Below are 22,595 nucleotides of genomic sequence, written 5' to 3'. Positions count from 1 at the left end.
CTACAATCTCTATTCTAACGTTTTCAAGAGACTTTGACAATGTTTACCCGCTTATTCCTAAAAATAAAAAAACCGGTCTTTCGACCAGATTCTCTATTATGGTTTATTGATAGGATCATCCATAAACCCTTTGTATTGACGTTTTAGCATATAGCCTTCTAATTGTTTAGCACCTTGAATCGCAGTTGATATCAAGATAAGTAAACTGGTACCACCAAGTGCTACCATCTTTGGCAAGCCAAAGAGATTAGTTGCAACGATTGGGATGATAGAGATTGCACCTAAGAAAAGTGCACCAACCGTAGATAAACGAATGAGTAAGCGTGAAATATATTTTTCAGTTCCTTTTCCAGGACGAACAGAAGGAATATAAGACCCTTGCTTTTGGAGGTTTTCTGACATTTTTTCAGGATTAACTTGAACGAATGCGTAGAAGAAAGTGAAGAGACCGATCAATACAGCATAGAATAACATACCTGTCCAGGTATTATAATCTAGCGCATTTTTGATCGTTTCTACCCAACCAATATTTTTGTTTGAACGTTGGAAAAGCTGTAACAGTGTTTGAGGGGCTGTCGATATCGAACTTGCAAAAATGACTGGAATCACACCTGCAGGATTGACCCGTAGGGGCAAGTAAGAACTCGTTGGCGCACCTTGAACAAGTTTCGTATATTGAATTGGAATTTTTCGTTCAGCTTGTTGAATATAGGTCGTGATATAGATGATAGCAGCCATCGCAATCAAAAGAATGATGACAAAGATAACTGATCCCATCATTTCTCCAGAACGTATATTGACAAATTTATCTTGATAGACTTGACTAATCGCACCAGGAATAGATGCGATAATACCAGCAAAGATAATAACTGAAACCCCTTGGCCAAATCCTTTATCCGTAATTTGCTCACCAAGCCACACAACAATCATTGATCCTGTTGTCAGAATTGCACCTATAAATAGGTAAGTCTGCCAAGTTGGATTATTGACGATGTTTTGGGCACTCATTGCTTGGAAGCCTGCTGTAATCCCAACGGACTGAAGCATAGCCAAAACAAGTGAGATATACCGTGTTGCTTGATTCAGTTTACGGCGACCAATTTCACCTTGTTTGCCCCATTCGACAAACTTAGGTAAAATATCCATTTGTAAAAGTTGGACAATGATGGATGCTGTGATATAAGGTGATACCCCCATAGCAAAGACTGAAAAGCTTTGCATGGCATTTCCTGATACCATATTTAGCATCGATAGAAAGGGTAAATCACTTAGTGCATTTAAATTATTGACGTTTATTCCAGGTACAGTAATATGTGCACCTAAGCGGAAAACGAACAGTATAGCAAGTGTAAACAAGATACGAGCACGAACCTCTTTTACCTTGAATGCTTGAACTAAGAGTTTAAAAAACATAGAACTCCTTTAATAGATTGTTTATATAGTAAAATATATAGTATTTTAAGCGACTTATAGTCCTTTACGGTACTATAATTTTGCTAATATTCAATGAAGAACGAAAAGCAGTAAAAGTCTGCAGGTTTCCCCAACAGACTAATATCAACTTTTACGCTTCAGGAGTTACAATAGAACCACCGTTAGCTTCAATAGCAGCTTTTGCAGAAGCAGAAACTTTAGCCACATCAACTTTAAGGTTTTTAACTGTAAGTTCACCATTGCCAAGTACTTTAACACCAGATTTAACATCTTTGATGATTTTAGCAGCAACGAGTGTTAATGCAGTTACTTCAGCACCATCTTCAAGACGGTTTAAAGTATCAAGGTTAACAATCGCGTAATCTTTACGGTTAACGTTTAAGAAACCACGTTTAGGCATACGACGGAATAAAGGTGTTTGACCACCTTCAAAACCAAGACGAACGCCGCCGCCTGAACGAGATTTTTGACCTTTTTGACCACGACCAGATGTTTTACCGTTACCTGATGATGTACCACGACCAACACGATTGCGGACTTTACGGCTACCTTCAGCAGCTTTTAATTCATTTAATTTCATTGTAATTTCTCCTATTAATGGGTCTCTAGAAGAGAACCCCGACTAAACGCCAAGACACTTTCGCGGGAAAACGCGGAAGTGTCTGGCTCGCTTATGTATTATGTTTAAAGCCTTAATTCAGTGATGATTAGCTAGTAACTTGTTACTGATGCTACCACTAAACTTATATACTTAAACTTTTTCAACAGTTACCAAGTGAGCGATTTTATTAACCATTCCATTGATACCAGCTGATTCTTCTTTGATGACTGAGCTTGAGAGTCTGCCAAGGCCAAGTGCGGTAACAGTTTTGCGTTGCGCTGGCAAGCGACCGATTGGAGACTTAGTCAAAGTAATTTTAATTTGAGCCATGATTTCCTCCTTACGCTAAATCTGCTACAGAGATGCCACGTAATGCAGCAACATCTTCAGCACGTTTCAATTGTTTCAAACCATCAACAGTTGCGCGAACAACGTTGATTGGTGTGTTTGAACCAAGTGATTTTGATGTAACATCAGCTACACCAGCAAGTTCGAGGACGGCACGTACAGCGCCACCAGCTGCAACTCCAGCCCCTTCAACAGCAGGTTTGATCAAGATCTTACCGCCGCCAAATTCTCCAAGAACTTGATGCGGTACTGTTGTACCAACCATAGGTACAGTAATCAAGTTTTTCTTAGCTGACTCGATAGCTTTACGGATTGCTTCTGGTACTTCTTGTGCTTTACCAGTCCCAAATCCAACGCGACCGTTACGGTCACCAACTACAACAAGCGCTGCAAAACGCATGCGACGTCCGCCTTTTACAACTTTAGTTACACGGTTGATGCCAACTACGCGTTCTTCGAATTCTTTTACTTCTTCGTTTCTAGCCATTTTAGTGTCTACCCCTTTCCTTAGAATTTAAGTCCATTTTCACGTGCAGCCTCAGCGAGTGCTTGCACACGTCCATGGTAAAGGTATCCACCACGGTCGAAGATAACTTCAGTAACACCAGCAGCAACAGCTGCTTTAGCTACAGCAGTACCAACTGCTTTAGATTGCTCAGATTTAGTACCGTTTTCTTTCAACGATGAGGCACTTGCGAGCGTTACACCTGCTATGTCATCAATTACTTGTGCATAGATGTTTGTGTTAGAACGAAAAACATTCAAACGTGGGCGCTCTGCAGTACCAGAGATTTTACCGCGTACGCGACGATGGCGTTTTTGACGCGTTTTATTTTTATCTGGTTTAGAAATCACAATATTTACCTCTTATTTTTTTCTAGTCCCTCTTAGTAGCTATCAAGAATCTTTGCGATTCCAAATTCTCTCCAAAAGGTTGATGTTCATATTTACTTCAAAATAACCAGATAAGTAGCTTTTTTAACTTAACTGGTCACATGACGGTGATAAGCTTTAGCTCGAGATAACCCAATAACTGAATAAAGTCGTTAACTCGAAGCTTAAGATTATTTACCTGTTTTACCTTCTTTACGTCGTACAAATTCTCCAACGTAACGAATCCCTTTACCTTTATAAGGTTCTGGTGGGCGCATACCACGGATGTAGGCTGCAACTTCACCAACGACTTCTTTATTAGCACCAGAAACGTTGATTTGTGTGTTTGATGGCACTTCAAAAGTGATGCCATCAGGTGCAACAACTTCATCAGGATGTGATTTACCTACTGAAAGTGTTAATTTGTTTCCAGCAAGTTGCGCACGGTAACCAACACCGCGCATTTCAAGTTCTTTTTTGAACCCTTCAGATACACCTACAACCATGTTATTGAAGTTAGCACGAGTCGTACCATGAATTGTCTTCATTTCTTTTGTATCGTTTGGACGATGCAAAGTGATTTCAGATCCTTCAATTTTGATTTCAATGTTTTTAGAGAATGTGCGTGTAAGCTCACCTTTAGGGCCTTTTACTGTCGCTGTATTGCCGTCAAGTTTAACCTCAACGCCAGCAGGGATAGTAATTACTTTATTACCAATACGTGACATGTTTGTCTCCTGTTAGATTATCAATCCGTAGTGATACGAACTGTTTTCACGGGTTTCCAGTAGCAAGCTACCGAATTTCCTTTTGCAGATAAAACGAGTTAACTCATTTTTACCAAACGTAAGCGAGAACTTCTCCACCAATGTTTTTAGCGCGAGCTGATTTATCAGTTACAACACCTTCAGATGTAGAAATCACAGCAGTACCTAAGCCATTAAGGACTTTTGGTACTTCGCCAGATTTAACGTAAACACGCAAACCAGGTTTAGAGATACGTTTCAAGTTAGTGATAACTTTTTCGCCATCTTTACCGTATTTAAGGAAAACACGGATGATACCTTGTTTGTCATCTTCGATGAATTCAACGTCTTTAACGTATCCTTCAGCTTTAAGGATGTTTGCAATATCGCGTTTGATTTTTGATGCAGGAGCTTCAACAACGTCGAATTTACGCATGTTAGCGTTACGAATACGAGTGAGGAAATCTGCGATCGGATCTGTCATTACCATTTTAATTTTTCTCCTATTATGAATAGTTTGATGTCTTAAACATCACTTATTCATTAACGACTCCACTAGTAAACACTAGCAGACTTATAAAGTTTTACGTTCAAATACTCAGTATATACCAAGCATTCGTTCCTAAAAAGTGCTCACCAAGATGCTTTTTTAACGCCTGGGATTTGCCCTTTATATGCCAATTCACGGAAGCAAATACGGCAAAGTTGGAATTTACGATAGACTGAATGTGGACGACCACATTTTTCACAACGTGTGTACGCTTGCGTAGTGAACTTAGCTGGACGCTTGTTCTTTGCAATCATTGATTTTTTAGCCAAAATATTTACCTCCTATATTATTTAGCGAAAGGCATGCCTAATTTGGCAAGCAATTCACGTGATTCTTCGTCAGTGTTAGCAGTTGTTACGATAACAACATCCAAACCACGGACTTTATCTACGTTATCATACGTAATTTCTGGGAAGATTAACTGTTCTTTCACACCTAGCGTGTAGTTACCACGGCCATCAAACGCTTTGTTTGAGACACCATGGAAGTCACGGACACGTGGAAGAGAGACAGATACCAATTTATCAAGAAATTCGTACATACGTTCGCCACGGAGTGTTACTTTCGCTCCGATTGCTACGCCTTCACGTAAACGGAAACCAGCGATTGATTTCTTAGCTTTTGTGATCAATGGTTTTTGACCAGAGATCAAGGCTAATTCAGCAACAGCTTTATCAAGGTTTTTCGAGTTGTTTACAGCATCACCAACACCCATGTTGAGGACGATTTTATCAACTTTTGGCACAGCCATAACAGATGTGTAGTTGAATTGTTCAGTCAACGCTGGGATTACTTCGCTAGTGTATTTTTCTTTCAAACGATTAGTCATTATATTCTCCTTTCCGTGTCTATTAATCTAGGATTTCGCCAGATTTTTTGTTGTAGCGAACTTTTTTGTCGCCTTCAACTTTGTATCCAACACGGCCTGCAACACCATTTTTATCAAGTACTTGTACATTTGATACATGGATTGGCGCTTCAAGTTCAAGAATCGCACCGTTTGGATTTTCGTTGTTAGGTTTTTGGTGTTTTTTGATAATGTTAGCACCTTCAACTACAACTTTGTTAGCTTTTGGCAAAGCTTTGATCACTTTACCTGTTACACCGCGGCTTTTACCAGCGATGATTTTGACAGTATCACCTGTTTTTACAAACATTTGAGTATTCTCCTATTTTCTTACGTCGCAAGCGACACCCTCGGTGAGGGGACTGTGTTTGTTTAGTATTAAAGTACTTCTGGTGCCAATGAAACGATTTTCATGAAGTTACCTTCACGTAATTCGCGGGCCACTGGGCCAAAGATACGTGTTCCACGAGGCGTTTTGTCATCTTTAATGATAACAGCAGCGTTTTCGTCAAACTTGATGTATGAACCGTCAGTACGACGTGCACCTGATTTAGTACGCACGATAACCGCTTTGACAACTTCACCTTTTTTTACAACTCCGCCAGGAGCTGCAGATTTTACAGATGCAACAATAACATCACCGATACCAGCAAATTTACGACCAGAGCCACCTAGGACTTTGATTGCAAGAATTTCTTTGGCACCGCTGTTATCAGCAACTTTCAAACGAGATTCTGATTGAATCACAGCAAATTCCTCCTTTTAGATTAGATGATGACTGCTTCTTCAACGATTTCGACAAGACGGAAACGTTTGTCTTTTGATAAAGGACGAGTTTCCATCACGCGAACAATATCACCCATTTTAGCTGAGTTATTTTCGTCGTGAGCTTTCAATTTTTTAGAGTAGTTAATACGTTTACCATAGACAGGGTGGTTACGTTTTGTTTCGATGACAACAGTAATGGTTTTATCCATTTTGTCAGAAACCACGCGGCCTTGATAAACTTTACGTTGATTACGTTCCATTTTAAAGGTTTCTCCCTATCTATTATTTCGCTTCGCGTTGAACAGTTTTCACGCGAGCAATAGTTTTCTTAACTTCGTTGAGACGGACAGTGTTTTCAAGCTGACCAGCAGCCGCTTGGAAACGCAAATCGAACAATTCTTTTTTCAAACCTTGTTCGCGTGTTGCGAGTTCTTCAACTGAAAGACCACGAAGTTCTGTCAAAAGTGATTTTACTTCATTAAGCTTCATTTGTTTCCTCCTCAGCACGTTTTACAAACTTAGTTTTAACAGGAAGTTTATGGGATGCAAGACGTAATGCTTCGCGAGCGACTTCTTCAGAAACGCCAGCGATTTCAAACATTATTTTACCACGTTTTACTGGAGATACCCAACCTTCAGGTGCCCCTTTACCAGAACCCATACGGACCCCGATAGCTTTTGCAGTATATGATTTATGAGGGAAAATTTTAATCCAAACTTTACCACCACGTTTCATGTGACGTGTCATCGCAATACGAGCTGCCTCGATTTGACGGTTTGTAATCCAGTGAGATGTTGTAGCTTGGAGACCAAATTCGCCAAATGCGACTTCTTTACCGCCTTTAGCTTCCCCACGCATTTTACCACGGAATTCGCGGCGGTGTTTCACACGTTTAGGTACTAACATTATTTGTCTCCTTTCACTGATTTTTTAGTAGGCAAGATTTCACCACGGTAGATCCAAACTTTAACGCCTAGTTTACCATAAGTTGTATCTGCTTCTTCCCATGCGTAGTCGATATCAGCACGGAGTGTGTGCAATGGCACAGTTCCTTCTGAATAACCTTCAGCACGGGCGATATCGGCACCATTCAAACGACCAGATACTTGTGTTTTGATACCTTTGGCACCAGCACGCATAGTACGTTGGATTGCTTGTTTTTGAGCACGACGGAAAGCAACACGTTGTTCAAGTTGACGCGCGATACCTTCACCTACAAGGTGAGCATCAAGGTCAGGTTTTTTGATTTCAACGATGTTGATATGAACTTGTTTACCAGTAAGTGCGTTTAACTCAGCACGAAGTGAATCAACACTAGCGCCTGATTTACCGATAACCATACCTGGTTTAGCTGTGTGTAAAGTAACGATTACTTTGTTTACAGCACGTTCAGTTTCAATAGTTGAAACTGACGCATCAGCAAGTTTAGTTTGAACAAGCTTACGGATTGCAAGGTCCTCATGGAGGTAACTTGCGTATTCTTTTTCAGCATACCATTTTGCGTCCCAGTCACGAATGATTCCGACACGCATACCAATAGGATGTACTTTTTGACCCACGATTTTACCTCCTTATTTTTCTGTCACAACCACAGTGATGTGGCTTGTGCGTTTATTAATTGGTGAAGCTGAACCCTTCGCACGTGGGCGAAAACGTTTCATAGTTGGGCCTTCATTAATGTAGGCTTCAGAAACGAAAAGGTTTGCTTTTTCAAGACCAAAGTTGTTTTCAGCATTTGCGATTGCAGAGTTTAATACATTTTCAATCTCATTTGCTGCTTTAGTTGGTGTGAATTTAAGTGTTGCGATAGCATCTGCAACGTTTTTCCCACGAATCAAGTCGATTACAAGACGTGATTTACGAGGTGAAACGCGGACTGTACGAGCAGTAGCTTTAGCTGAAGTAATTTCTGCCATTTTTTTCCTCCTCTATAAATTAACGACGTGTTTTTTTATCGTCTGCTGCGTGGCCACGGTAAGTACGTGTTGGTGCGAATTCGCCCAATTTGTGTCCTACCATGTCTTCTTGAATATAAACTGGTACATGTTTACGACCATCATAAACTGCAATCGTGTAACCGATGAAGTTAGGGAAAATCGTAGAACGACGTGACCAAGTTTTAATAACTGTTTTCTTTTCGTTGCCTTCTTGAGCAACAACCTTTTTCATCAAATGATCATCGACGAAAGGGCCTTTTTTAAGACTGCGTCCCATGTGTAATGGTTTCTCCTTTAATGTTAAGTCAAATAATTACTTATTCAACTGCTATTGGACCACTACCGGTGCTAAGCCGGAGCTGGCGGATAATTATTTTTGGTTTTTACGACGAACGATAAGTTTGCTAGATCTAGCTTTCTTATTACGTGTTTTAAGACCAAGTGCTGGTTTACCCCAAGGTGTAGATGGAGATTTACGCCCAACTGGTTGTTTACCTTCACCACCACCGTGTGGGTGATCGTTCGGGTTCATTACTGAACCACGGACTGTTGGACGGATACCCTTCCAACGGTTACGGCCGGCTTTACCGATGTTCACAAGACTGTGCTCACCGTTACCAACAACACCAACTGTCGCACGTGAAGTAGACAAGATCATACGAACTTCGCCAGATTGTAAACGTACTAGTGTATATTTACCTTCTTGACCAAGTACTTGCGCAGAAGCGCCAGCAGAACGTACTAATTGTCCACCTTTACCTGGTTTTAATTCAATATTATGAATTAAAGTACCAACTGGAATGTTTGCAAGTGGCAAAGCATTACCAGTTTTGATATCCGCAGTTGGACCAGAAACGATTGTTTGACCAACTACAAGACCTTTAGGTGCAAGGATGTATGTTTTCACACCATCAGTATAAACAACCAAAGCAATATTTGCTGAACGGTTTGGATCATACTCGATCGTTGCAACTTTAGCAACCACATCATCATGGTTACGTTTGAAGTCAATCACACGGTAATGACGTTTGTGTCCGCCACCTTGGTGACGTACTGTAATACGGCCATGGTTGTTACGGCCAGCTTTGCTTTTAAGCGATACCAACAATGATTTCTCAGGTTTGTTAGTCGTAATTTCAGCAAAGTCAAGGCTTGTCATGTTACGACGACCATTTGTCGTCGGTTTGTATACTTTAATACCCACTGATTACTCCTTTCTTATTCCCCGAAAATTTCAATGTTTTTAGAATCAGCCGTCAGGGTCACGATAGCTTTTTTCACTTTGTTTGTATATCCTGTATATTTACCTACGCGTTTAGCTTTAGGTTTAACATTTACAGTATTTACAGAAGCAACTTTTACACCTTCAAAGGCAGCTTCAACAGCTTGTTTGATAAGAAGTTTGTGCGCGCGGCCATCAACTTCAAATGTGTATTTTTTTTCATCCATTGCAAGCATAGAGCTTTCAGTGATGATTGGTTTTTTGATTACGTCGTACAATGACATTATGCAAGAACCTCCTCTATTTGAGATAGAGCTGCTTGTGTCACCAAAATTTTATCGTTATTAGCGATATCAAGAACAGATGCTGAGTTAGCAGTTGTTACTTGAACATTTGGAATGTTACGTGCAGACAATTCAGCGAATTTATTTCCTTCGTTTTCGAAGATTACAAGAACTTTACGTTCGATTGCAAGTGCTTCAAGAACTTTTACAAATTCTGCAGTTTTTGGTGCGTCGAAGTTGAGCGCATCAACTGCCACAAGTTTGTTTTCTACAACTTTTTCAGAGTAAACTGATTTAAGTGCAAGTTGACGAACTTTTTGCGGCAATTTGTAACCGTAAGAACGTGGTGTTGGTCCGAAGACTACGCCACCGCCACGCCATTGTGGTGAGCGGATTGACCCTTGACGGGCACGACCAGTTCCTTTTTGACGCCATGGTTTTCTACCACCACCGCGTACAGCTGAACGGTTTTTAACTGCGTGAGTACCTTGACGAAGGCTAGCACGTTGGCTAAGGATAACATCAAAGACTACAGATTCATTTGGTTCAATACCAAAGACTGCATCGTTTAATGTGATCTCGCCAGCTTGCGTTCCGTCTTGTTTAAATAATGATACGTTTGTCATTTTTAACTTATCTCCTTTCCTTATTATTTAGCTTTAATAGCTGATTTAACTGTGATAAGTGATTTTTTAGCGCCTGGGATGTTACCTTTAACAAGGATAACATTTTTTTCAGGGACAACTTGTACAACAACTAAGTTTTGTACAGTTACGCGATTGCCACCCATACGGCCGGCAAGGCGTTTATTTTTGAATACACGGTTAGGTGCAACAGGACCCATTGACCCTGGACGACGGTGGTAACGCGAACCGTGAGACATTGGTCCTCGTGATTGTCCGTAACGTTTGATAACGCCTTGGAAACCTTTACCTTTAGTCGTACCAGTGATGTCAACAACATCTCCAGCTTCAAATTGTTCTACTGTCAATTCAGCGCCCACTTCCAAGCCTTCAATATTCTTGAATTCACGAATGAAGCGCTTAGGAGCAGTGTTTGCTTTCGCAACATGGCCTTTGGCAGGTTTGTTACTCAAAACTTCACGTTTGTCATCAAAACCAACTTGAACAGCTTCGTAGCCGTCAGTTGCGACTGTTTTGACTTGAAGTACAACGTTTGCTGCAGCTTCAACGACAGTTACTGGGATTAACTCGCCAGTTTCGGTGAAAATTTGGGTCATTCCCACTTTTTTCCCTAAGATTCCTTTTGTCATTAGAGTTCCTTTCTTATAGTTTGATTTCGATGTTAACACCACTTGGTAAGTCGAGTTTCATCAAGCCGTCAACAGTTTTTTGTGTTGGGTTAATGATATCGATCAAACGTTTGTGTGTGCGCATTTCAAATTGTTCACGTGAATCTTTGTATTTGTGCGTCGCACGGATGATTGTATATACTGAACGGTCAGTCGGAAGCGGGATTGGACCTGCTACAGTTGCGTCAGTACGTTTCGCAGTTTCTACGATTTTTTCAGCCGCTTGATCAAGAATACCATGTTCATATGCTTTCAAACGAATGCGAATTTTTTTGTTTGCCATTTTTTCTCCTCTCGTCTATTTCTTAGAATAGGCTAGCTCCACGAGAAAACTAATACAGGACACGTGGCAACGCGTCCGGGTGTATCACAACCTCTCGCTTCACAGCTACATACTGCGCTTTACGCAGTACTTATCTATATTAACAGAAAATGGTGCACTTGGCAAGTCTTTATTCTTTTTTTATCATTTTATGTTATAATGACTATATTATATAGGAGGTTTTATTGATGTTAAAAGAATTCAAAGTCTTTATTTTACGTGGTAACGTACTTGATTTAGCTGTTGGTGTCATTATTGGTGGTGCATTCACTGCTATTGTTAAATCTTTGGTTGATAACTTAATCAATCCATTGATCGGTATTTTTGTTCAAGATGGTGCACTTGCTAAATTGACTTTCAAGCTCGGCAACGCAACTTTTGCTTATGGCAAATTTTTAAATGATGTATTGAACTTTTTGATTACAGCATTTGTTATCTTTATTTTAATCAAAACGATTAATAACTTTTTCATGACTAGCAAAAAAGAAGAAGAAGTCGTTGAAGATGTGATTGTAACTGAAGAAGTTGAAACACTAAGAGAAATCCGTGATTTATTGAAACAGAAATAAGTGTATTTGTATAGAAGAAAAGAGAAGTTCAGCTATCTGAACTTCTCTTTTCTTCTATATATTATGTGGTGCAAAATGCAAACTAGTCCAGTTCTAGATAGCTTGTCACTGCGTTTTGCATATCTGATGTCGCGATAACCGTACGATGTAAAACAGGTGCACCAAATAAATCTGATACCGCCTTGGGCAGAGGAACTTTTGAGAGGTCAGCTAGCTGTTTAACCAACTCAAAATCATCTGCTTTCGCTGATGTACTAGTCAAACTGTCAACTACCACGCGAGGAAATTTATAAGGACTTGCTGTAGAGACAACTACTGTCGGGGTTTTATCACCTGTTGCTAAAGTGTATTTTTTATAGACAGCACTTGCCACTGCTGTATGGGGATCTTCTACATAGTGATCTGTTTCAAAAGTTGCCGAAATTTCTGAGCTAATTTCTGCTTCATCGGCAAAGTCAGCATAGAAATCGCCCAACTGCTTAAACATAGCATCCGTGATCCGGTACTCACCGGCTTCATTAAGCTGCTGCATTAATTCTGATGTTAAAACATCAGAATCACCGGTCAAATGGTAGATCAAGCGTTCAAGATTTGACGAGACAAGAATATCCATCGATGGTGAACTCGTTACAAAAAAGTCACGATTCTTATCATAGGTGCCTGTTTTGAAAAAGTCGGTTAAGACATTATTTTCATTTGATGCACAAATCAACTGATTGATTGGCAAGCCAATTTGTTTGGCATAGTAGGCTGCTAAGATATTCCCAAAATTACCGGTTGGGACTGTAAAGTTAATATGGTCACCGCTTTTGATTGCACCTGTCTTGACAAGTTGTGCATAGGCGTACACATAATAACTAATTTGGGGAATGAGACGACCAATATTCATCGAATTTGCACTTGAGAATTGCTTGTGATTGGCAAACATTTTTTCACGCAAGGCTGCATCATTAAACATCTGTTTGACAGTCGTCTGTGCATCATCAAAATTTCCGTCAATAGCGATGACCTTAACATTGTCACCGACTTGTGTCGTCATTTGTTTTTCTTGAATTTTTGATACACCATCTTTGGGATAGAAGACGATAATTTTCGTGCCAGGGACATCAGCAAATCCAGCCATGGCAGCTTTCCCTGTGTCACCCGATGTCGCGGTTAAAATGACAATCTCTCGGTCAACACCATGTTTTTTAGCAGCCGTTGTCATCAGATAAGGTAAAATAGAGAGGGCCATATCTTTAAAGGCAATCGTATTACCATGAAAAAGCTCTAAATTGTATTGGCCACCTACCTTAAAAAGTGGGGCGATGGTTGGCTCATCAAACTTAGTATCGTAAGCATTGTCAACACAATAGGCGATTTCTTCTGCCGTAAAGTCGTCAAGAAAAGCAGACAGAACAAGGCTTGCAATCTCCTGATAGCTTGACGCTTTAAGAAGATCAAAATCTAGTGCGACGTCTGGTATTTGGCTTGGGACATAGAGACCGCCATCTGTTGCAAGCCCTTGAAGAATGGCTTGGCTGGCAGTTAATTTGTTGGTTTTATCACGCGTTGATTGGTAAATTAAAGTCATTTCCTACCTCGTTGTTGGGATTATCGTTTACCCAATTGTAGCACAATTATCAGAATATTTCAAAAAGCTTCCCATTATTTAGGAAGCTTTTTAATTTACTTATGTTGACCGATTAATGATCTAATTCATCTACTTGTTGTGCATCAAGTTCGACTGGTGTTTCACGACCAAACATATCCACGATAACTTTCAGTTTATCCCCATGTACTTCAGTAATCGGGCCTTCAAATCCTGAAAATGCACCGTCTATAATTTTAACGCGTTTGCCAACATAGATGTCAAAGGTAATTTCGCGTACCACTTTACCCATTCCTTGAAGAATTTCTTGAATTTCTTCCTCAAATAATGGTGTTGGTTTCGAGCGGTTACCATGGGAGCCAACGAAACCTGTAACGTTTGGTGTATTACGCACAACAAACCAGGCTTCATCAGTCATGTTCATCTCAACTAAGACATAACCTGGAAATAAGTTTTCTTCTACTTCTTTACGTTTGCCGTTCACTTCTTTGTCGACAGTTTCCGTCGGAATCTCAATGCGCAAAATATTATCAGTCATATTGTAAGTTTGTGCACGTTCAAGCAAGTTCTCTTTCACTTTGTTTTCATAACCAGAATAGGTCTGAATGACGAACCACCCTTGATCGAAATTAACTGTTTGCTCTTGAGCTGCTGCTTGTTCAATATTTTCTTCAAATGCTTCTGACATGTTTTCTCCTTTATGATAGCGGTTTTTATACCGGTTTACTTTAGACATCCGTTCCTGTACTACTCATACTGCGTTATTTTTAGTATAAGAAAAAGGCTCATCGCCTATTTCCATTATTATAACATATTATTTGATCATTGGGACTAACATTTTAACGATTTGTGTCACACCACTTTTGACTAGCCAGTCAAAAATGACGATGAAAATCATGAAAAATGCAGAGTATTGCAGGACCATACCGAAATCTTTAGTGGCTTCTGATCGAGTTGGCCAAGTTACCAACTTCATTTCAGCAACAATCGAATTGATGAATTTAAACATTATCTGGTCTCCTTATGCAGGCTATACTTCCCACAAACTTTACAAAATTTATTCACTTCAAGACGTTTGTCACGTCCATTTGAACTAACAGTTACTGAATAGTTCCTAGATCCACAGACCGTACAAGCAAGGCTTGATTTTTTTATCATGGCTACTCCTTTAGCAATTAACTGACGCAGTTGCAAAAAATAATTAAGCCCGTCATCCTATCCAAGGCGCCGACTTCACTCTTTTTTCAGATCATCTTTTAAGACTATCTAGAGGTAATCCCCTTTACAAGCTGGTTACCTTAACAACGTATCACTTCTATATTTTTATGCCATACACTATCTTCATTATATCTGACACATAATTTTATCAAAAAATAGCTGACTAGTCAAACAATGACTTAACCCTGTCCCAGATGCTACCGCCGACTTCTTTCACTTTCTCACCGGCTTTATCTGTGAAGTCCTTAGCTTTATCTGTGATTTCTTTTGTTTTATCCTTAGCTTCATTGACGACATCTGTTGTCGCTTGATCTTTTGATGGACTTGTAACCGGATCTAATCCAGCTAGACTATAAGCATTTTCTTCTGTAAACTGTGTCTTATTGGTCGCGGGTAGAATCGCACTCGACATCGTTCTGAAAACAGCAGATGCTGTACCAGCTGATGTGTCATCTAGTCGGTGTAGTGGACTCTGCGGATTTTCATAGCCGAGCCAAAGTGTCATCACAACATCTGGTGTGTAGCCAATCACCCACTGGTCGATATCTTCATTTGTGCCTGTCTTACCTGCAAGGGTGTAGCCATAAGGCGCTGCGTAAATCCCTGTGCCATTTGTATAGGTGCCTAGCATCATACTTGTCATCTTCTGTGCTGTTTTACTATCAATCACTCGTGTTGACTTAACTTTAGCCGTTGCGATTGTCTGACCACTCGCATTGGTAATTTTTTTGATAAGATGGGCATCATTCATAATCCCATCGTTTGCGAATGTTGCATAGGCTTGTGCCATCTGCCATGGATTGGTTTCAACGCCAGCACCTAATGCAGTTGTTAGGTTGTCATTTTTACTTGTTAAGTCCAAGCCAAACTGCTTACCTTTAGCGATACCTGTTTGAATACCGACTGACTTAAAGGTATTGATTGCTGGAATATTATATGAGTTGGCAAGGGCTTGATATAAGGGCATATCCCCATGCCAGCGTCTATCTGCATTTAATGGTGCCCACCCATTATAGTCAGTTGCTTGGTCATGAACTGTTTTATTAATCGACCATCCTGCCTCAATAGCTGGTGCATAAACAATCAAGGGTTTGATCGTTGAGCCAGGACTACGTCCAGACTGCGTCGCAAAGTTAAAGCCTCGGAAACTATTGTGTTCAGCCGTTGGTACGCGCCCTATTAACGCTTCAACTTCTCCACTCTTAGGATCAAGCGCTACCGATGCGGACTGGGCGCTAACACCGTCAGATGCTACTGGAAACTGTGTTGTGCTGGCATAGGTTGTCTGCATACCAGTCTGCATACTTTGATCTAAGCCTGTGTATATCTTGTAACCATTATTTAAAATGTCCTGTTCACTTAGCCCATATTTGCTGATTGCTTCCTGGATAACTGCATCAAAATAACTCGGATAATTATAGTCATCATCTTTGCCAACATATGCATCTGCTAAATTACTGGTAATCCCAACCTGCATGCCAGCAGTTGCAACGTCCTGGGTGATAAATTTTGTATTCACCATATTTTGCAAAACAGTATCACGACGATCCTTAGCAAATTTTCCTTCCTTATAAAGCGGATTATAAGCTTCCGGCCATTTCAAAATACCAACTAATGTCGCAGCCTGCTCTACTGAGATATCTTTAGCTGATTTACCATAGTATTTGAGACTTGCATCTTGTATACCCCAGATGCCATTGCCAAAATAAGAGTTATTTAGGTACATGGTCAGGATGTCGTTTTTCTCATATTTTTTGTTAATTTCAAGTGCCAAGAATAATTCCTTAGCCTTACGGTCAACCGTTTGTTTCTGTGTTAAATAGGCATTTTTAGCTAGTTGTTGGGTAATCGTCGACCCACCACCAAATTTCCCCAAGGTCATGACAGCAAGGATTGTGCGCTTAATATTGATGCCACTATTCTTATAGAAAGTTCTATCCTCTGTTGCCACGACTGCATTTTTGATATTATCCGATATATCCTCAAACTTAACGGTCGTCCCTTTTTGACCATACATCGTCCCTGCTGATTTACCATCTTTATCGATGATTTCAGTGCGTGCCTCCATCGATTGTTTAAGGGTTTTCACATCAGCTGTTTTCGCTAAAAAGAGTAAGTAACTCGCTGTTGCAAGCACTACAAAAAGAACGATAGCAATCGCGATTTTTGTTAAATTATATTTTTTCCAAAACCGTTTTATTGGTGCTGGTACCAGTTGTCGTTTTTTAGATTTCACTTTAGGATCTAGCTCTGGGTCACTATTTTTTTGCGACCGACTCAAGCTAGCTCTCTTTTGTTCATTTTCTGTCATAGCCTTATTTTAACATACTTTACTAGATGTACCTTAAACATTATCCTGATCTCAAATCAAATTAGTTTACAAATAATCGTAACTATCGTATAATTGACTAGTCAACGATTGACAAGTCAACAGAAAGGAGCATTGTTTGAATATAAGACATATAAGTAAACTTTTTTATCAAATCAAATTGGTCAACCAAGAAATAACGACTAAATTTGAAAAAGAAACTGGCTTTAGCATTACGCGATATGAATTGATCATGTTTCTAAAAGAACATGGTAAGTCTCCTCAGTCAACATTGCAAAATGCATTAAAGATAGACAGTGCGGCAGTTACAAGACACCTAAAAGTACTAGAAGACAAACACTACGTGACGCGAGAGAGAAATAAAGCGAATAATCGTGAAGTCTTCGTCAGTGCAACTGCCCAAGCAAATGAAGCACTAGCATCCTGTGAAACACACTATGATGCTAACAGCAATAAAATTCACCTTCCCTTAAGTCAAGCAGAAGAAGAGACACTCCTTGACCTCTTAACTAGATTAGTAAAATGAAAGAAGACCATAAAATGACACATAACCTTAAAAATAACGACTTCGCTGATATCGCCTTCGGTAGAAAATCTATCCGTGCTTATGACGAATCAGTTAAAATTTCTCACGAAGAAATGCTAGAAATGATCCAAGAAACAACGATTGCGCCTTCATCAGTTAATATGCAACCATGGCGTTTTATCGTCGTTGAAAGTGAAGAGCAAAAAGCAATCTTGAAACCACTCGTTCGCTTCAACGCACTTCAAAATGATACATCAGCTGCAATGGTCCTCTTTTTTGGAGATATGGCATGTCAAACACTTGGTGAAGAAATTTATGACCAAGCTGTAGCAGAAGGCAAAATGCCACAAGACGTGAGAGATCGTCAATTGGCTTCTATCATTCCTTTTTACGATAACTTTACCACAGCACAAATGAATGATGTTGTTAAAGTTGATACAAGCTTAGCTGCAATGCAATTCATGCTTGTTGCACGTGCACATGGTTATGATACAAATCCAATCGGTGGTTTCGAAAGTGACCAATTAGCTGAAGCGTTTGATCTTGACAAAGAGCGTTACGTACCAGTTATGGTCGTATCTATCGGAAAAGCTGCAGAAGCTGGTTACACATCTGTTCGCTTACCTGCAGAAAAAGTTACTGAATTTAAATAATCACCCAATACTTATGACTTATCTGAGCAAGCAGGAGTTATAAGCTTTTATGAAGGAGAAACTGTATGTCACTTTTATCAATGATTTTGAGCACTTTAGTTGCTTTAGAATTCTTTTACATCATGTACTTAGAAAGTATCGCAACGACATCTGAAGCGACTGGAAAAGTCTTTAATATGGCACAAGAAGAACTCAAAAGAGAGTCTGTAACAGCTTTATTTAAAAACCAAGGTATCTATAATGGCTTGATTGGTATCGGCTTACTCTATGCCAATTTCTTTTCTAGTGCATCTATGGAGATAAACAGACTGATCTTAATTTACATCATTCTAGTTGCTTTGTACGGTAGTTTTACAAGCAATAAAAAAATTATCTTAACACAAGGTGGTTTAGCGATATTAGCGCTCATCTCTACCTTCTTCTAAGCAAGCAAATAACTCTGTTAACTCAGATAGAAAAAACCAGACCGTCACAATGACGGTCTGGTTTTTTTCTATAGCGTTTTAAATCGTGTACTCATCCCAATATGTAGGATAACAAGGACAAAAAAACAAATCGCCGGCACCAAGCCATTCCTCAAAAAAAGCGACAAGGCAGCAAGACCAAACATCAGCAGTTTTAGCCAGATAAGCCACTGAGCTGATAGCCGATGAGCTGAAGCTGGGGCACAAAACCTCCCCCAAATCAAAATAAATACGAGAGGTAGACCTATGCCAACTAGGAAGCACGCTACTTTTGACACTTCAAGAGTAAATCCCCAGTAGCCAATCACTACTACCGCCACAATTTCTAACAAGAACGATAAGACAAGATTTGTAAGTTTTACCATGAAACTTTTAGCTTCTAGCCAAGCTCATTAGTTTTTGAGCAAGGAGTGTGACGATAAAGACTGCGACAAAGACAAGCGTAATCGTCGCGCTAGCTGGAGCGCCACTCTCATAAGAAATGACCAGACCAGAGAGCATGCCGATAAAGCCGATAAGCACAGACAGGGCAAGTACGCGTTTGAAGGTCAAGCCAAGTCGCATGGCAATCGATGCTGGCATGACCATGATTGCTGATACTAACAAGGCACCTGCTACTGGAATCATCAAGGCTATAGCGACCCCTGTTACCACATTAAACAAAACAGACATCGTTCTGACAGGCAAGCCATCTACTAGCGCTGTATCTTCATCAAAAGTCATGACGTACATCGGTCGCATAAACAAGACAAAGACAACTAAAACAACAGCTGCAAGTATTGCAAGTAAGATAACCTGTGTCTGTGAGACTGTCACGATAGAGCCAAACAGGTATTGGTCTAAGTTAATACCCTTACCTCTACCAGCACTAGAAAAAATTAAGGCTAAAGATAGGCCAAGACTCATCAGAATAGCTGTCGCCACTTCCAAAAAATTGCGATAGAGTCTTCTTAAATATTCTAGTAAAATAGCTGCTAAAATAACGACCGCAATCGTCGATAGATTCGGCGAGATACCGATGAATAACCCAAAGGCAACCCCAGCTAATGACACATGACTCAGCGTATCACTCATCAAACTTTGACGACGCAGGACCAAGAACACACCCAAGAGGGGGGCAAATAATGACATGGCAACAATTGCGAAAAAGGCACGTTGCATGAACTCGTATTGAAATAAACTAAACACCCATCACCTCTTTCTCCTTGCTAACTGTTGCTTGATTAGCTGGCAGCTCTGCTCCCTCTTCATGTACACTGAAACAACGCCATTGCGTATTTTGTTTGCGTACTAGATGAATATTTCGATCTGCAAAAGCTGCGACATCAGCTGCATCATGGGTAATCATCAAGACTGCTTTACCATGTTTATGCGCAGCATGGTGCATCAACCGATAAAAATCTGAGCGACTGACATCATCCATGCCGGTCGTCGGCTCATCCAGGATAAAAAGATCCGGGTCACTGGCAAACATTCTGGCGATTGCGATCCGTTGTTTTTGACCACCAGATAATGCACCCATCCGTTTATCACGTTGGTCCCACATACCAACTGAACGAAGTGATTTTTCGACGTGCTCCAGGTCATGTGCTGTTACCCGTTTAAACCAGCCATTACGTGGGAATCGGCCACTAACAACAAACTCTTTGACTGTGCTTGGAAACCCAGCATTAAAACTCGCGATTTGCTGTGGCAGATAGGAAATTCTTAATTTTTTGCCCTTTGTATTTTGCTTAGCAATCGTAATTTCACCAGTCTTAGGCTTGATAATCCCTAAACTTGCCTTGACAAGCGTTGATTTTGCAGCACCATTTTCACCTGTCAGGGTAACAAATTCACCAGCATCTATCTGGAAAGAGACGCCCGCTAAGACAGGTTCTGCATCATAAACAAAACTCAAATCCTTTACTTTGATATAGCTCATCAAAACTTCCTCTCCATCTTTTCTAAAAATGCCATGATCGTTTCTTGTTCCTTATCTGAAAACTCTGACACCACTTCTGAATACGTCGCAAGCGTCGCTTGATGATGATGCCCATGCTCTTTGGCTATCGGTCTACCTTCTTCTGACAAATGCCACAGGACAATCCGTGCATCTGATGCCGATTTTTCTGAGCATACCAAACTAAGCTGCTGCAATTTTTTCAGCGCTTTCGTCACTGCTGCAGGCGAGACATTCAGCATGTCCGCCAATTCTGCATTGGTCAGCTCATCTTGTAGTAGTAACATCAAAATATGTTCTTGTGTATTTGTCAACCCTGCTCCAGATTCACATTTGCCTAGTAAAACCTCTTGCTTATTTTCAGCAAGTTGCATAATCTTGGCAAAAAATAAATCTATTTTTTGACTGAGTGCTTGTTTATTATTTTCCATTTTCTATATTTCCTTTACCAGTTAAGTATATCATCCTAATTTAAAATGTCAAGAAAAATAGGCTATCCGTCATCGGATAGCCTTTTTATGATAGTAGTCTTGGTAGATATCAGCTTGATCCGGAGAGGATCAAAGCATTCTGACTAGATAGACCTCATTACAAAAGCCTTTGATACTGTCACAGATACGATGCGCCTTTTTCTCCTGATGGCATAGAGCAAAAACAGTTGGCCCACTGCCACTCATCAAAACAGCATCTGCTCCTCTTGCCATCAAATGTGCTTTAATCTTCGAAATCAGAGGATGCTTGTCTAACGTCACATCCTCTAGTGAGTTCCCTAAATTTTGTAAGACCTTATCTACATCAGCGTTAACGACAGCTGCCTCAAGTGTATCGATATCGGGATGCGTGATGGTAGCCAAGTCGACATGCCGAAAAATATCAGGTGTTGATACACCAAAGGCAGGCTTAACAAGTATTACCCAAGGTTTTTTAGGATTGGTGATTGGCTTGACATGTTCGCCACGCCCTGTCACACGAGCTGTCTGACCGTAGACACAATAGGGGACATCCGACCCAATTTCCTCCCCTAATTTCGCCAGCTCAGCCAAGTTCAACCCCAACTGCCAGAGTTGATTCAAGGCACGTAAAGTGGCAGCAGCATCAGATGACCCACCTGCGAGGCCTGCGGCTACTGGTATTTTTTTATCGATATAAATATCAACACCTGTCTCGATATGAAACTTTTTCTTGATTAGAGCTGCTGCTTTATACACGTGATTCTTTTTATTTAAAGGAACAAAACTTGAATTGGATTGTAAGATAATGTCTGACGAGTCTGGCAGTTCTCTCACTGTAATCCGATCCGATAAGTCGACGCTTGCCATAATCATATCTAATTCATGATAGCCATCTTTCCGCTTGCTGATCACATCTAAGCCAAGATTTATCTTGGCTGGTGCCTTTTCTGTAATTTCCATATTCCTATTTTACCATATTTATTAGCTGACTTTTCAGGGAATAGCAACAGTATAACTCTAGCAAGCTAATCTTAAAAAACAACCAGCAAAACAGAATGACTACCTTAGTGATTTAAACATAAAGTACATTTTTTCTCCATCTATAGGTGAGTCGTCTACTTGCTTGATAATGTCAAACCCTCTATCCAGATAAAATTTCGGCGCATTAAAACTCATCGTTTCCAACACGATATAATGACAGCCATTTTCAATCGCTATTTTCTCAATGTGTGCAAATAATTGAGAGCCATATCCCTTTCCTCTCGCTTGGTTACTAGACATGAATAACTCGATATGTAAGCCATTAAACGAGATTGACCCCGTAATCCTAGAGACGATGTCATCATCAATAACTAGGGCAAAGCTTAGCTTCTTTCGTGGTGTCTCAATCGCTTCTGGTGCTTGAACACGCGTGTAGGCATCAAGCAAATTAGCAATGTTACCTGCATTTTCTTTATAATCTACTTCAATAATTGACATGATTTACTTTCTACCAGTTTTAGTGACTGGAAACACAAGATGCTGAAACATACTCAGTTTTTTTAATACGGCAGAAAAATCTAACAACCGATCTTAGACCTTATTTTACCATACTGAAGCATTGATT

General features: G+C 40.1%; 37 protein-coding genes. 4 read left to right on the top strand and 33 right to left on the bottom strand.

Features of this window, described 5'->3' with window-relative positions:
• Positions 1-96: 96 nt before the first annotated feature.
• From secY to rpsJ, 22 genes are all read right to left on the bottom strand, one after another.
• Positions 97-1,413, bottom strand: coding sequence for a preprotein translocase subunit SecY (gene secY / locus RU86_RS08205; RefSeq protein ID WP_079504713.1), 1,317 nt, complete (start codon positions 1,411-1,413; stop codon positions 97-99).
• Positions 1,414-1,564: 151 nt separating this feature from the next.
• Positions 1,565-2,014, bottom strand: coding sequence for a 50S ribosomal protein L15 (rplO, locus tag RU86_RS08200; protein WP_047914743.1), 450 nt, complete (start codon positions 2,012-2,014; stop codon positions 1,565-1,567).
• A gap of 171 nt (positions 2,015-2,185) precedes the next feature.
• Positions 2,186-2,365, bottom strand: a complete 180-nt coding sequence (rpmD, locus tag RU86_RS08195) for a 50S ribosomal protein L30 (RefSeq protein WP_047914742.1) — start codon at positions 2,363-2,365, stop codon at positions 2,186-2,188.
• A 10-nt stretch (positions 2,366-2,375) separates the two neighbouring features.
• On the bottom strand, positions 2,376-2,870 hold the full coding sequence (gene rpsE, locus RU86_RS08190; RefSeq protein WP_047914741.1) for a 30S ribosomal protein S5: 495 nt from the start codon (positions 2,868-2,870) through the stop codon (positions 2,376-2,378).
• A 20-nt stretch (positions 2,871-2,890) separates the two neighbouring features.
• Positions 2,891-3,238 (bottom strand): 50S ribosomal protein L18, encoded by a 348-nt coding sequence (gene rplR, locus RU86_RS08185; protein WP_047914740.1) that lies wholly within the window; start codon positions 3,236-3,238, stop codon positions 2,891-2,893.
• A 209-nt stretch (positions 3,239-3,447) separates the two neighbouring features.
• Positions 3,448-3,984 carry a 50S ribosomal protein L6 gene (gene rplF / locus RU86_RS08180; protein ID WP_096814880.1) on the bottom strand — a complete coding sequence of 179 codons (537 nt, stop codon included), beginning with the start codon at positions 3,982-3,984 and terminating at the stop codon, positions 3,448-3,450.
• Between the two features lie 109 nt (positions 3,985-4,093).
• Positions 4,094-4,492: a 30S ribosomal protein S8 gene (gene rpsH / locus RU86_RS08175; protein ID WP_047914738.1), complete on the bottom strand. Its 399-nt coding sequence runs from the start codon at positions 4,490-4,492 to the stop codon at positions 4,094-4,096.
• Positions 4,493-4,635: 143 nt separating this feature from the next.
• The gene (locus RU86_RS08170) at positions 4,636-4,821 is read right to left on the bottom strand and encodes a type Z 30S ribosomal protein S14 (RefSeq protein WP_031366996.1); all 186 of its coding nucleotides are present in this window, start codon (positions 4,819-4,821) and stop codon (positions 4,636-4,638) included.
• A 17-nt stretch (positions 4,822-4,838) separates the two neighbouring features.
• A complete protein-coding gene (gene rplE, locus RU86_RS08165) occupies positions 4,839-5,381 on the bottom strand; it encodes a 50S ribosomal protein L5 (RefSeq protein ID WP_047914737.1) in 543 nt (180 codons plus the stop codon).
• Between the two features lie 22 nt (positions 5,382-5,403).
• Positions 5,404-5,709: a 50S ribosomal protein L24 gene (gene rplX, locus RU86_RS08160; protein ID WP_047914736.1), complete on the bottom strand. Its 306-nt coding sequence runs from the start codon at positions 5,707-5,709 to the stop codon at positions 5,404-5,406.
• Between the two features lie 68 nt (positions 5,710-5,777).
• Positions 5,778-6,146, bottom strand: a complete 369-nt coding sequence (gene rplN, locus RU86_RS08155) for a 50S ribosomal protein L14 (protein WP_003138089.1) — start codon at positions 6,144-6,146, stop codon at positions 5,778-5,780.
• A 20-nt stretch (positions 6,147-6,166) separates the two neighbouring features.
• The gene (gene rpsQ, locus RU86_RS08150) at positions 6,167-6,427 is read right to left on the bottom strand and encodes a 30S ribosomal protein S17 (protein WP_047914735.1); all 261 of its coding nucleotides are present in this window, start codon (positions 6,425-6,427) and stop codon (positions 6,167-6,169) included.
• 22 nt (positions 6,428-6,449) lie between these two features.
• Positions 6,450-6,656: a 50S ribosomal protein L29 gene (rpmC, locus tag RU86_RS08145; protein WP_047914734.1), complete on the bottom strand. Its 207-nt coding sequence runs from the start codon at positions 6,654-6,656 to the stop codon at positions 6,450-6,452.
• Positions 6,646-7,074 (bottom strand): 50S ribosomal protein L16, encoded by a 429-nt coding sequence (gene rplP / locus RU86_RS08140; RefSeq protein WP_047914733.1) that lies wholly within the window; start codon positions 7,072-7,074, stop codon positions 6,646-6,648. The genes rpmC and rplP overlap by 11 nt, the downstream gene beginning before the upstream one ends.
• Positions 7,074-7,727 carry a 30S ribosomal protein S3 gene (gene rpsC / locus RU86_RS08135; RefSeq protein WP_047914732.1) on the bottom strand — a complete coding sequence of 218 codons (654 nt, stop codon included), beginning with the start codon at positions 7,725-7,727 and terminating at the stop codon, positions 7,074-7,076. Before rpsC ends, rplP begins: the two co-directional genes overlap by 1 nt.
• 12 nt (positions 7,728-7,739) lie before the next feature.
• Positions 7,740-8,084, bottom strand: a complete 345-nt coding sequence (gene rplV / locus RU86_RS08130; protein WP_003138094.1) for a 50S ribosomal protein L22 — start codon at positions 8,082-8,084, stop codon at positions 7,740-7,742.
• A gap of 19 nt (positions 8,085-8,103) precedes the next feature.
• Positions 8,104-8,382, bottom strand: coding sequence for a 30S ribosomal protein S19 (rpsS, locus tag RU86_RS08125; RefSeq protein ID WP_003138095.1), 279 nt, complete (start codon positions 8,380-8,382; stop codon positions 8,104-8,106).
• Positions 8,383-8,475: 93 nt separating this feature from the next.
• A complete protein-coding gene (gene rplB / locus RU86_RS08120; protein WP_047914731.1) occupies positions 8,476-9,309 on the bottom strand; it encodes a 50S ribosomal protein L2 in 834 nt (277 codons plus the stop codon).
• Positions 9,310-9,323: 14 nt separating this feature from the next.
• Entirely contained in the window at positions 9,324-9,611 is a 288-nt protein-coding gene (locus tag RU86_RS08115) for a 50S ribosomal protein L23 (protein WP_003138097.1), read from the bottom strand.
• On the bottom strand, positions 9,611-10,237 hold the full coding sequence (gene rplD, locus RU86_RS08110; RefSeq protein ID WP_047914730.1) for a 50S ribosomal protein L4: 627 nt from the start codon (positions 10,235-10,237) through the stop codon (positions 9,611-9,613). The genes RU86_RS08115 and rplD overlap by 1 nt, the downstream gene beginning before the upstream one ends.
• Positions 10,238-10,260: 23 nt before the next feature.
• Positions 10,261-10,884 (bottom strand): 50S ribosomal protein L3, encoded by a 624-nt coding sequence (gene rplC, locus RU86_RS08105; protein ID WP_047914729.1) that lies wholly within the window; start codon positions 10,882-10,884, stop codon positions 10,261-10,263.
• Positions 10,885-10,897: 13 nt separating this feature from the next.
• Positions 10,898-11,206, bottom strand: coding sequence for a 30S ribosomal protein S10 (gene rpsJ / locus RU86_RS08100; RefSeq protein ID WP_096814879.1), 309 nt, complete (start codon positions 11,204-11,206; stop codon positions 10,898-10,900).
• A gap of 227 nt (positions 11,207-11,433) precedes the next feature.
• On the opposite strand from rpsJ, the gene mscL reads away from it, so the two are divergent.
• Positions 11,434-11,814 carry a large-conductance mechanosensitive channel protein MscL gene (gene mscL / locus RU86_RS08095; protein ID WP_047914728.1) on the top strand — a complete coding sequence of 127 codons (381 nt, stop codon included), beginning with the start codon at positions 11,434-11,436 and terminating at the stop codon, positions 11,812-11,814.
• 82 nt (positions 11,815-11,896) lie between these two features.
• Here mscL and thrC read toward each other — a convergent pair whose 3' ends face one another.
• From thrC to RU86_RS08070, 5 genes are all read right to left on the bottom strand, one after another.
• A complete protein-coding gene (thrC, locus tag RU86_RS08090; RefSeq protein WP_096814878.1) occupies positions 11,897-13,387 on the bottom strand; it encodes a threonine synthase in 1,491 nt (496 codons plus the stop codon).
• Between the two features lie 112 nt (positions 13,388-13,499).
• On the bottom strand, positions 13,500-14,093 hold the full coding sequence (gene nusG, locus RU86_RS08085; protein WP_047914726.1) for a transcription termination/antitermination protein NusG: 594 nt from the start codon (positions 14,091-14,093) through the stop codon (positions 13,500-13,502).
• Positions 14,094-14,219: 126 nt separating this feature from the next.
• Positions 14,220-14,414: a preprotein translocase subunit SecE gene (secE, locus tag RU86_RS08080; RefSeq protein ID WP_096814877.1), complete on the bottom strand. Its 195-nt coding sequence runs from the start codon at positions 14,412-14,414 to the stop codon at positions 14,220-14,222.
• A complete protein-coding gene (gene rpmG, locus RU86_RS08075; protein WP_079504697.1) occupies positions 14,414-14,563 on the bottom strand; it encodes a 50S ribosomal protein L33 in 150 nt (49 codons plus the stop codon). Before rpmG ends, secE begins: the two co-directional genes overlap by 1 nt.
• 223 nt (positions 14,564-14,786) lie before the next feature.
• Positions 14,787-16,934 carry a transglycosylase domain-containing protein gene (locus RU86_RS08070; RefSeq protein WP_096814876.1) on the bottom strand — a complete coding sequence of 716 codons (2,148 nt, stop codon included), beginning with the start codon at positions 16,932-16,934 and terminating at the stop codon, positions 14,787-14,789.
• 136 nt (positions 16,935-17,070) lie between these two features.
• Between RU86_RS08070 and RU86_RS08065 the strand changes: the two genes are divergently transcribed.
• The 3 genes from RU86_RS08065 (at position 17,071) to RU86_RS08055 (ending at position 18,556) form a co-directional block, all read left to right on the top strand.
• On the top strand, positions 17,071-17,478 hold the full coding sequence (locus tag RU86_RS08065; RefSeq protein WP_096814875.1) for a MarR family winged helix-turn-helix transcriptional regulator: 408 nt from the start codon (positions 17,071-17,073) through the stop codon (positions 17,476-17,478).
• A gap of 14 nt (positions 17,479-17,492) precedes the next feature.
• Positions 17,493-18,131, top strand: a complete 639-nt coding sequence (locus RU86_RS08060; RefSeq protein WP_096814890.1) for a nitroreductase family protein — start codon at positions 17,493-17,495, stop codon at positions 18,129-18,131.
• A gap of 65 nt (positions 18,132-18,196) precedes the next feature.
• On the top strand, positions 18,197-18,556 hold the full coding sequence (locus RU86_RS08055; protein ID WP_047914722.1) for a DUF1304 domain-containing protein: 360 nt from the start codon (positions 18,197-18,199) through the stop codon (positions 18,554-18,556).
• Between the two features lie 68 nt (positions 18,557-18,624).
• Here the strand turns inward: RU86_RS08055 and RU86_RS08050 are convergent, their stop codons facing one another.
• From RU86_RS08050 to RU86_RS08025, 6 genes are all read right to left on the bottom strand, one after another.
• The gene (locus RU86_RS08050; RefSeq protein ID WP_096814874.1) at positions 18,625-18,960 is read right to left on the bottom strand and encodes a YrdB family protein; all 336 of its coding nucleotides are present in this window, start codon (positions 18,958-18,960) and stop codon (positions 18,625-18,627) included.
• A 7-nt stretch (positions 18,961-18,967) separates the two neighbouring features.
• Positions 18,968-19,783: a metal ABC transporter permease gene (locus RU86_RS08045; protein ID WP_096814873.1), complete on the bottom strand. Its 816-nt coding sequence runs from the start codon at positions 19,781-19,783 to the stop codon at positions 18,968-18,970.
• On the bottom strand, positions 19,776-20,519 hold the full coding sequence (locus RU86_RS08040; RefSeq protein WP_096814872.1) for a metal ABC transporter ATP-binding protein: 744 nt from the start codon (positions 20,517-20,519) through the stop codon (positions 19,776-19,778). The genes RU86_RS08045 and RU86_RS08040 overlap by 8 nt, the downstream gene beginning before the upstream one ends.
• Positions 20,519-20,968: a zinc-dependent MarR family transcriptional regulator gene (locus RU86_RS08035; protein WP_096814871.1), complete on the bottom strand. Its 450-nt coding sequence runs from the start codon at positions 20,966-20,968 to the stop codon at positions 20,519-20,521. Before RU86_RS08035 ends, RU86_RS08040 begins: the two co-directional genes overlap by 1 nt.
• A gap of 129 nt (positions 20,969-21,097) precedes the next feature.
• On the bottom strand, positions 21,098-21,949 hold the full coding sequence (gene ispE / locus RU86_RS08030) for a 4-(cytidine 5'-diphospho)-2-C-methyl-D-erythritol kinase (RefSeq protein WP_096814870.1): 852 nt from the start codon (positions 21,947-21,949) through the stop codon (positions 21,098-21,100).
• A 99-nt stretch (positions 21,950-22,048) separates the two neighbouring features.
• Positions 22,049-22,468: a GNAT family N-acetyltransferase gene (locus RU86_RS08025; protein ID WP_096814869.1), complete on the bottom strand. Its 420-nt coding sequence runs from the start codon at positions 22,466-22,468 to the stop codon at positions 22,049-22,051.
• Positions 22,469-22,595 lie beyond the last annotated feature (127 nt).

It is taken from the genome of Pseudolactococcus piscium (genome assembly GCF_002441695.1).
Taxonomy (GTDB): domain Bacteria; phylum Bacillota; class Bacilli; order Lactobacillales; family Streptococcaceae; genus Pseudolactococcus; species Pseudolactococcus piscium.
The sequence above is the reverse complement of the archived record's forward strand: the minus strand, read 5'-3'. Positions and strand labels throughout refer to the sequence as shown.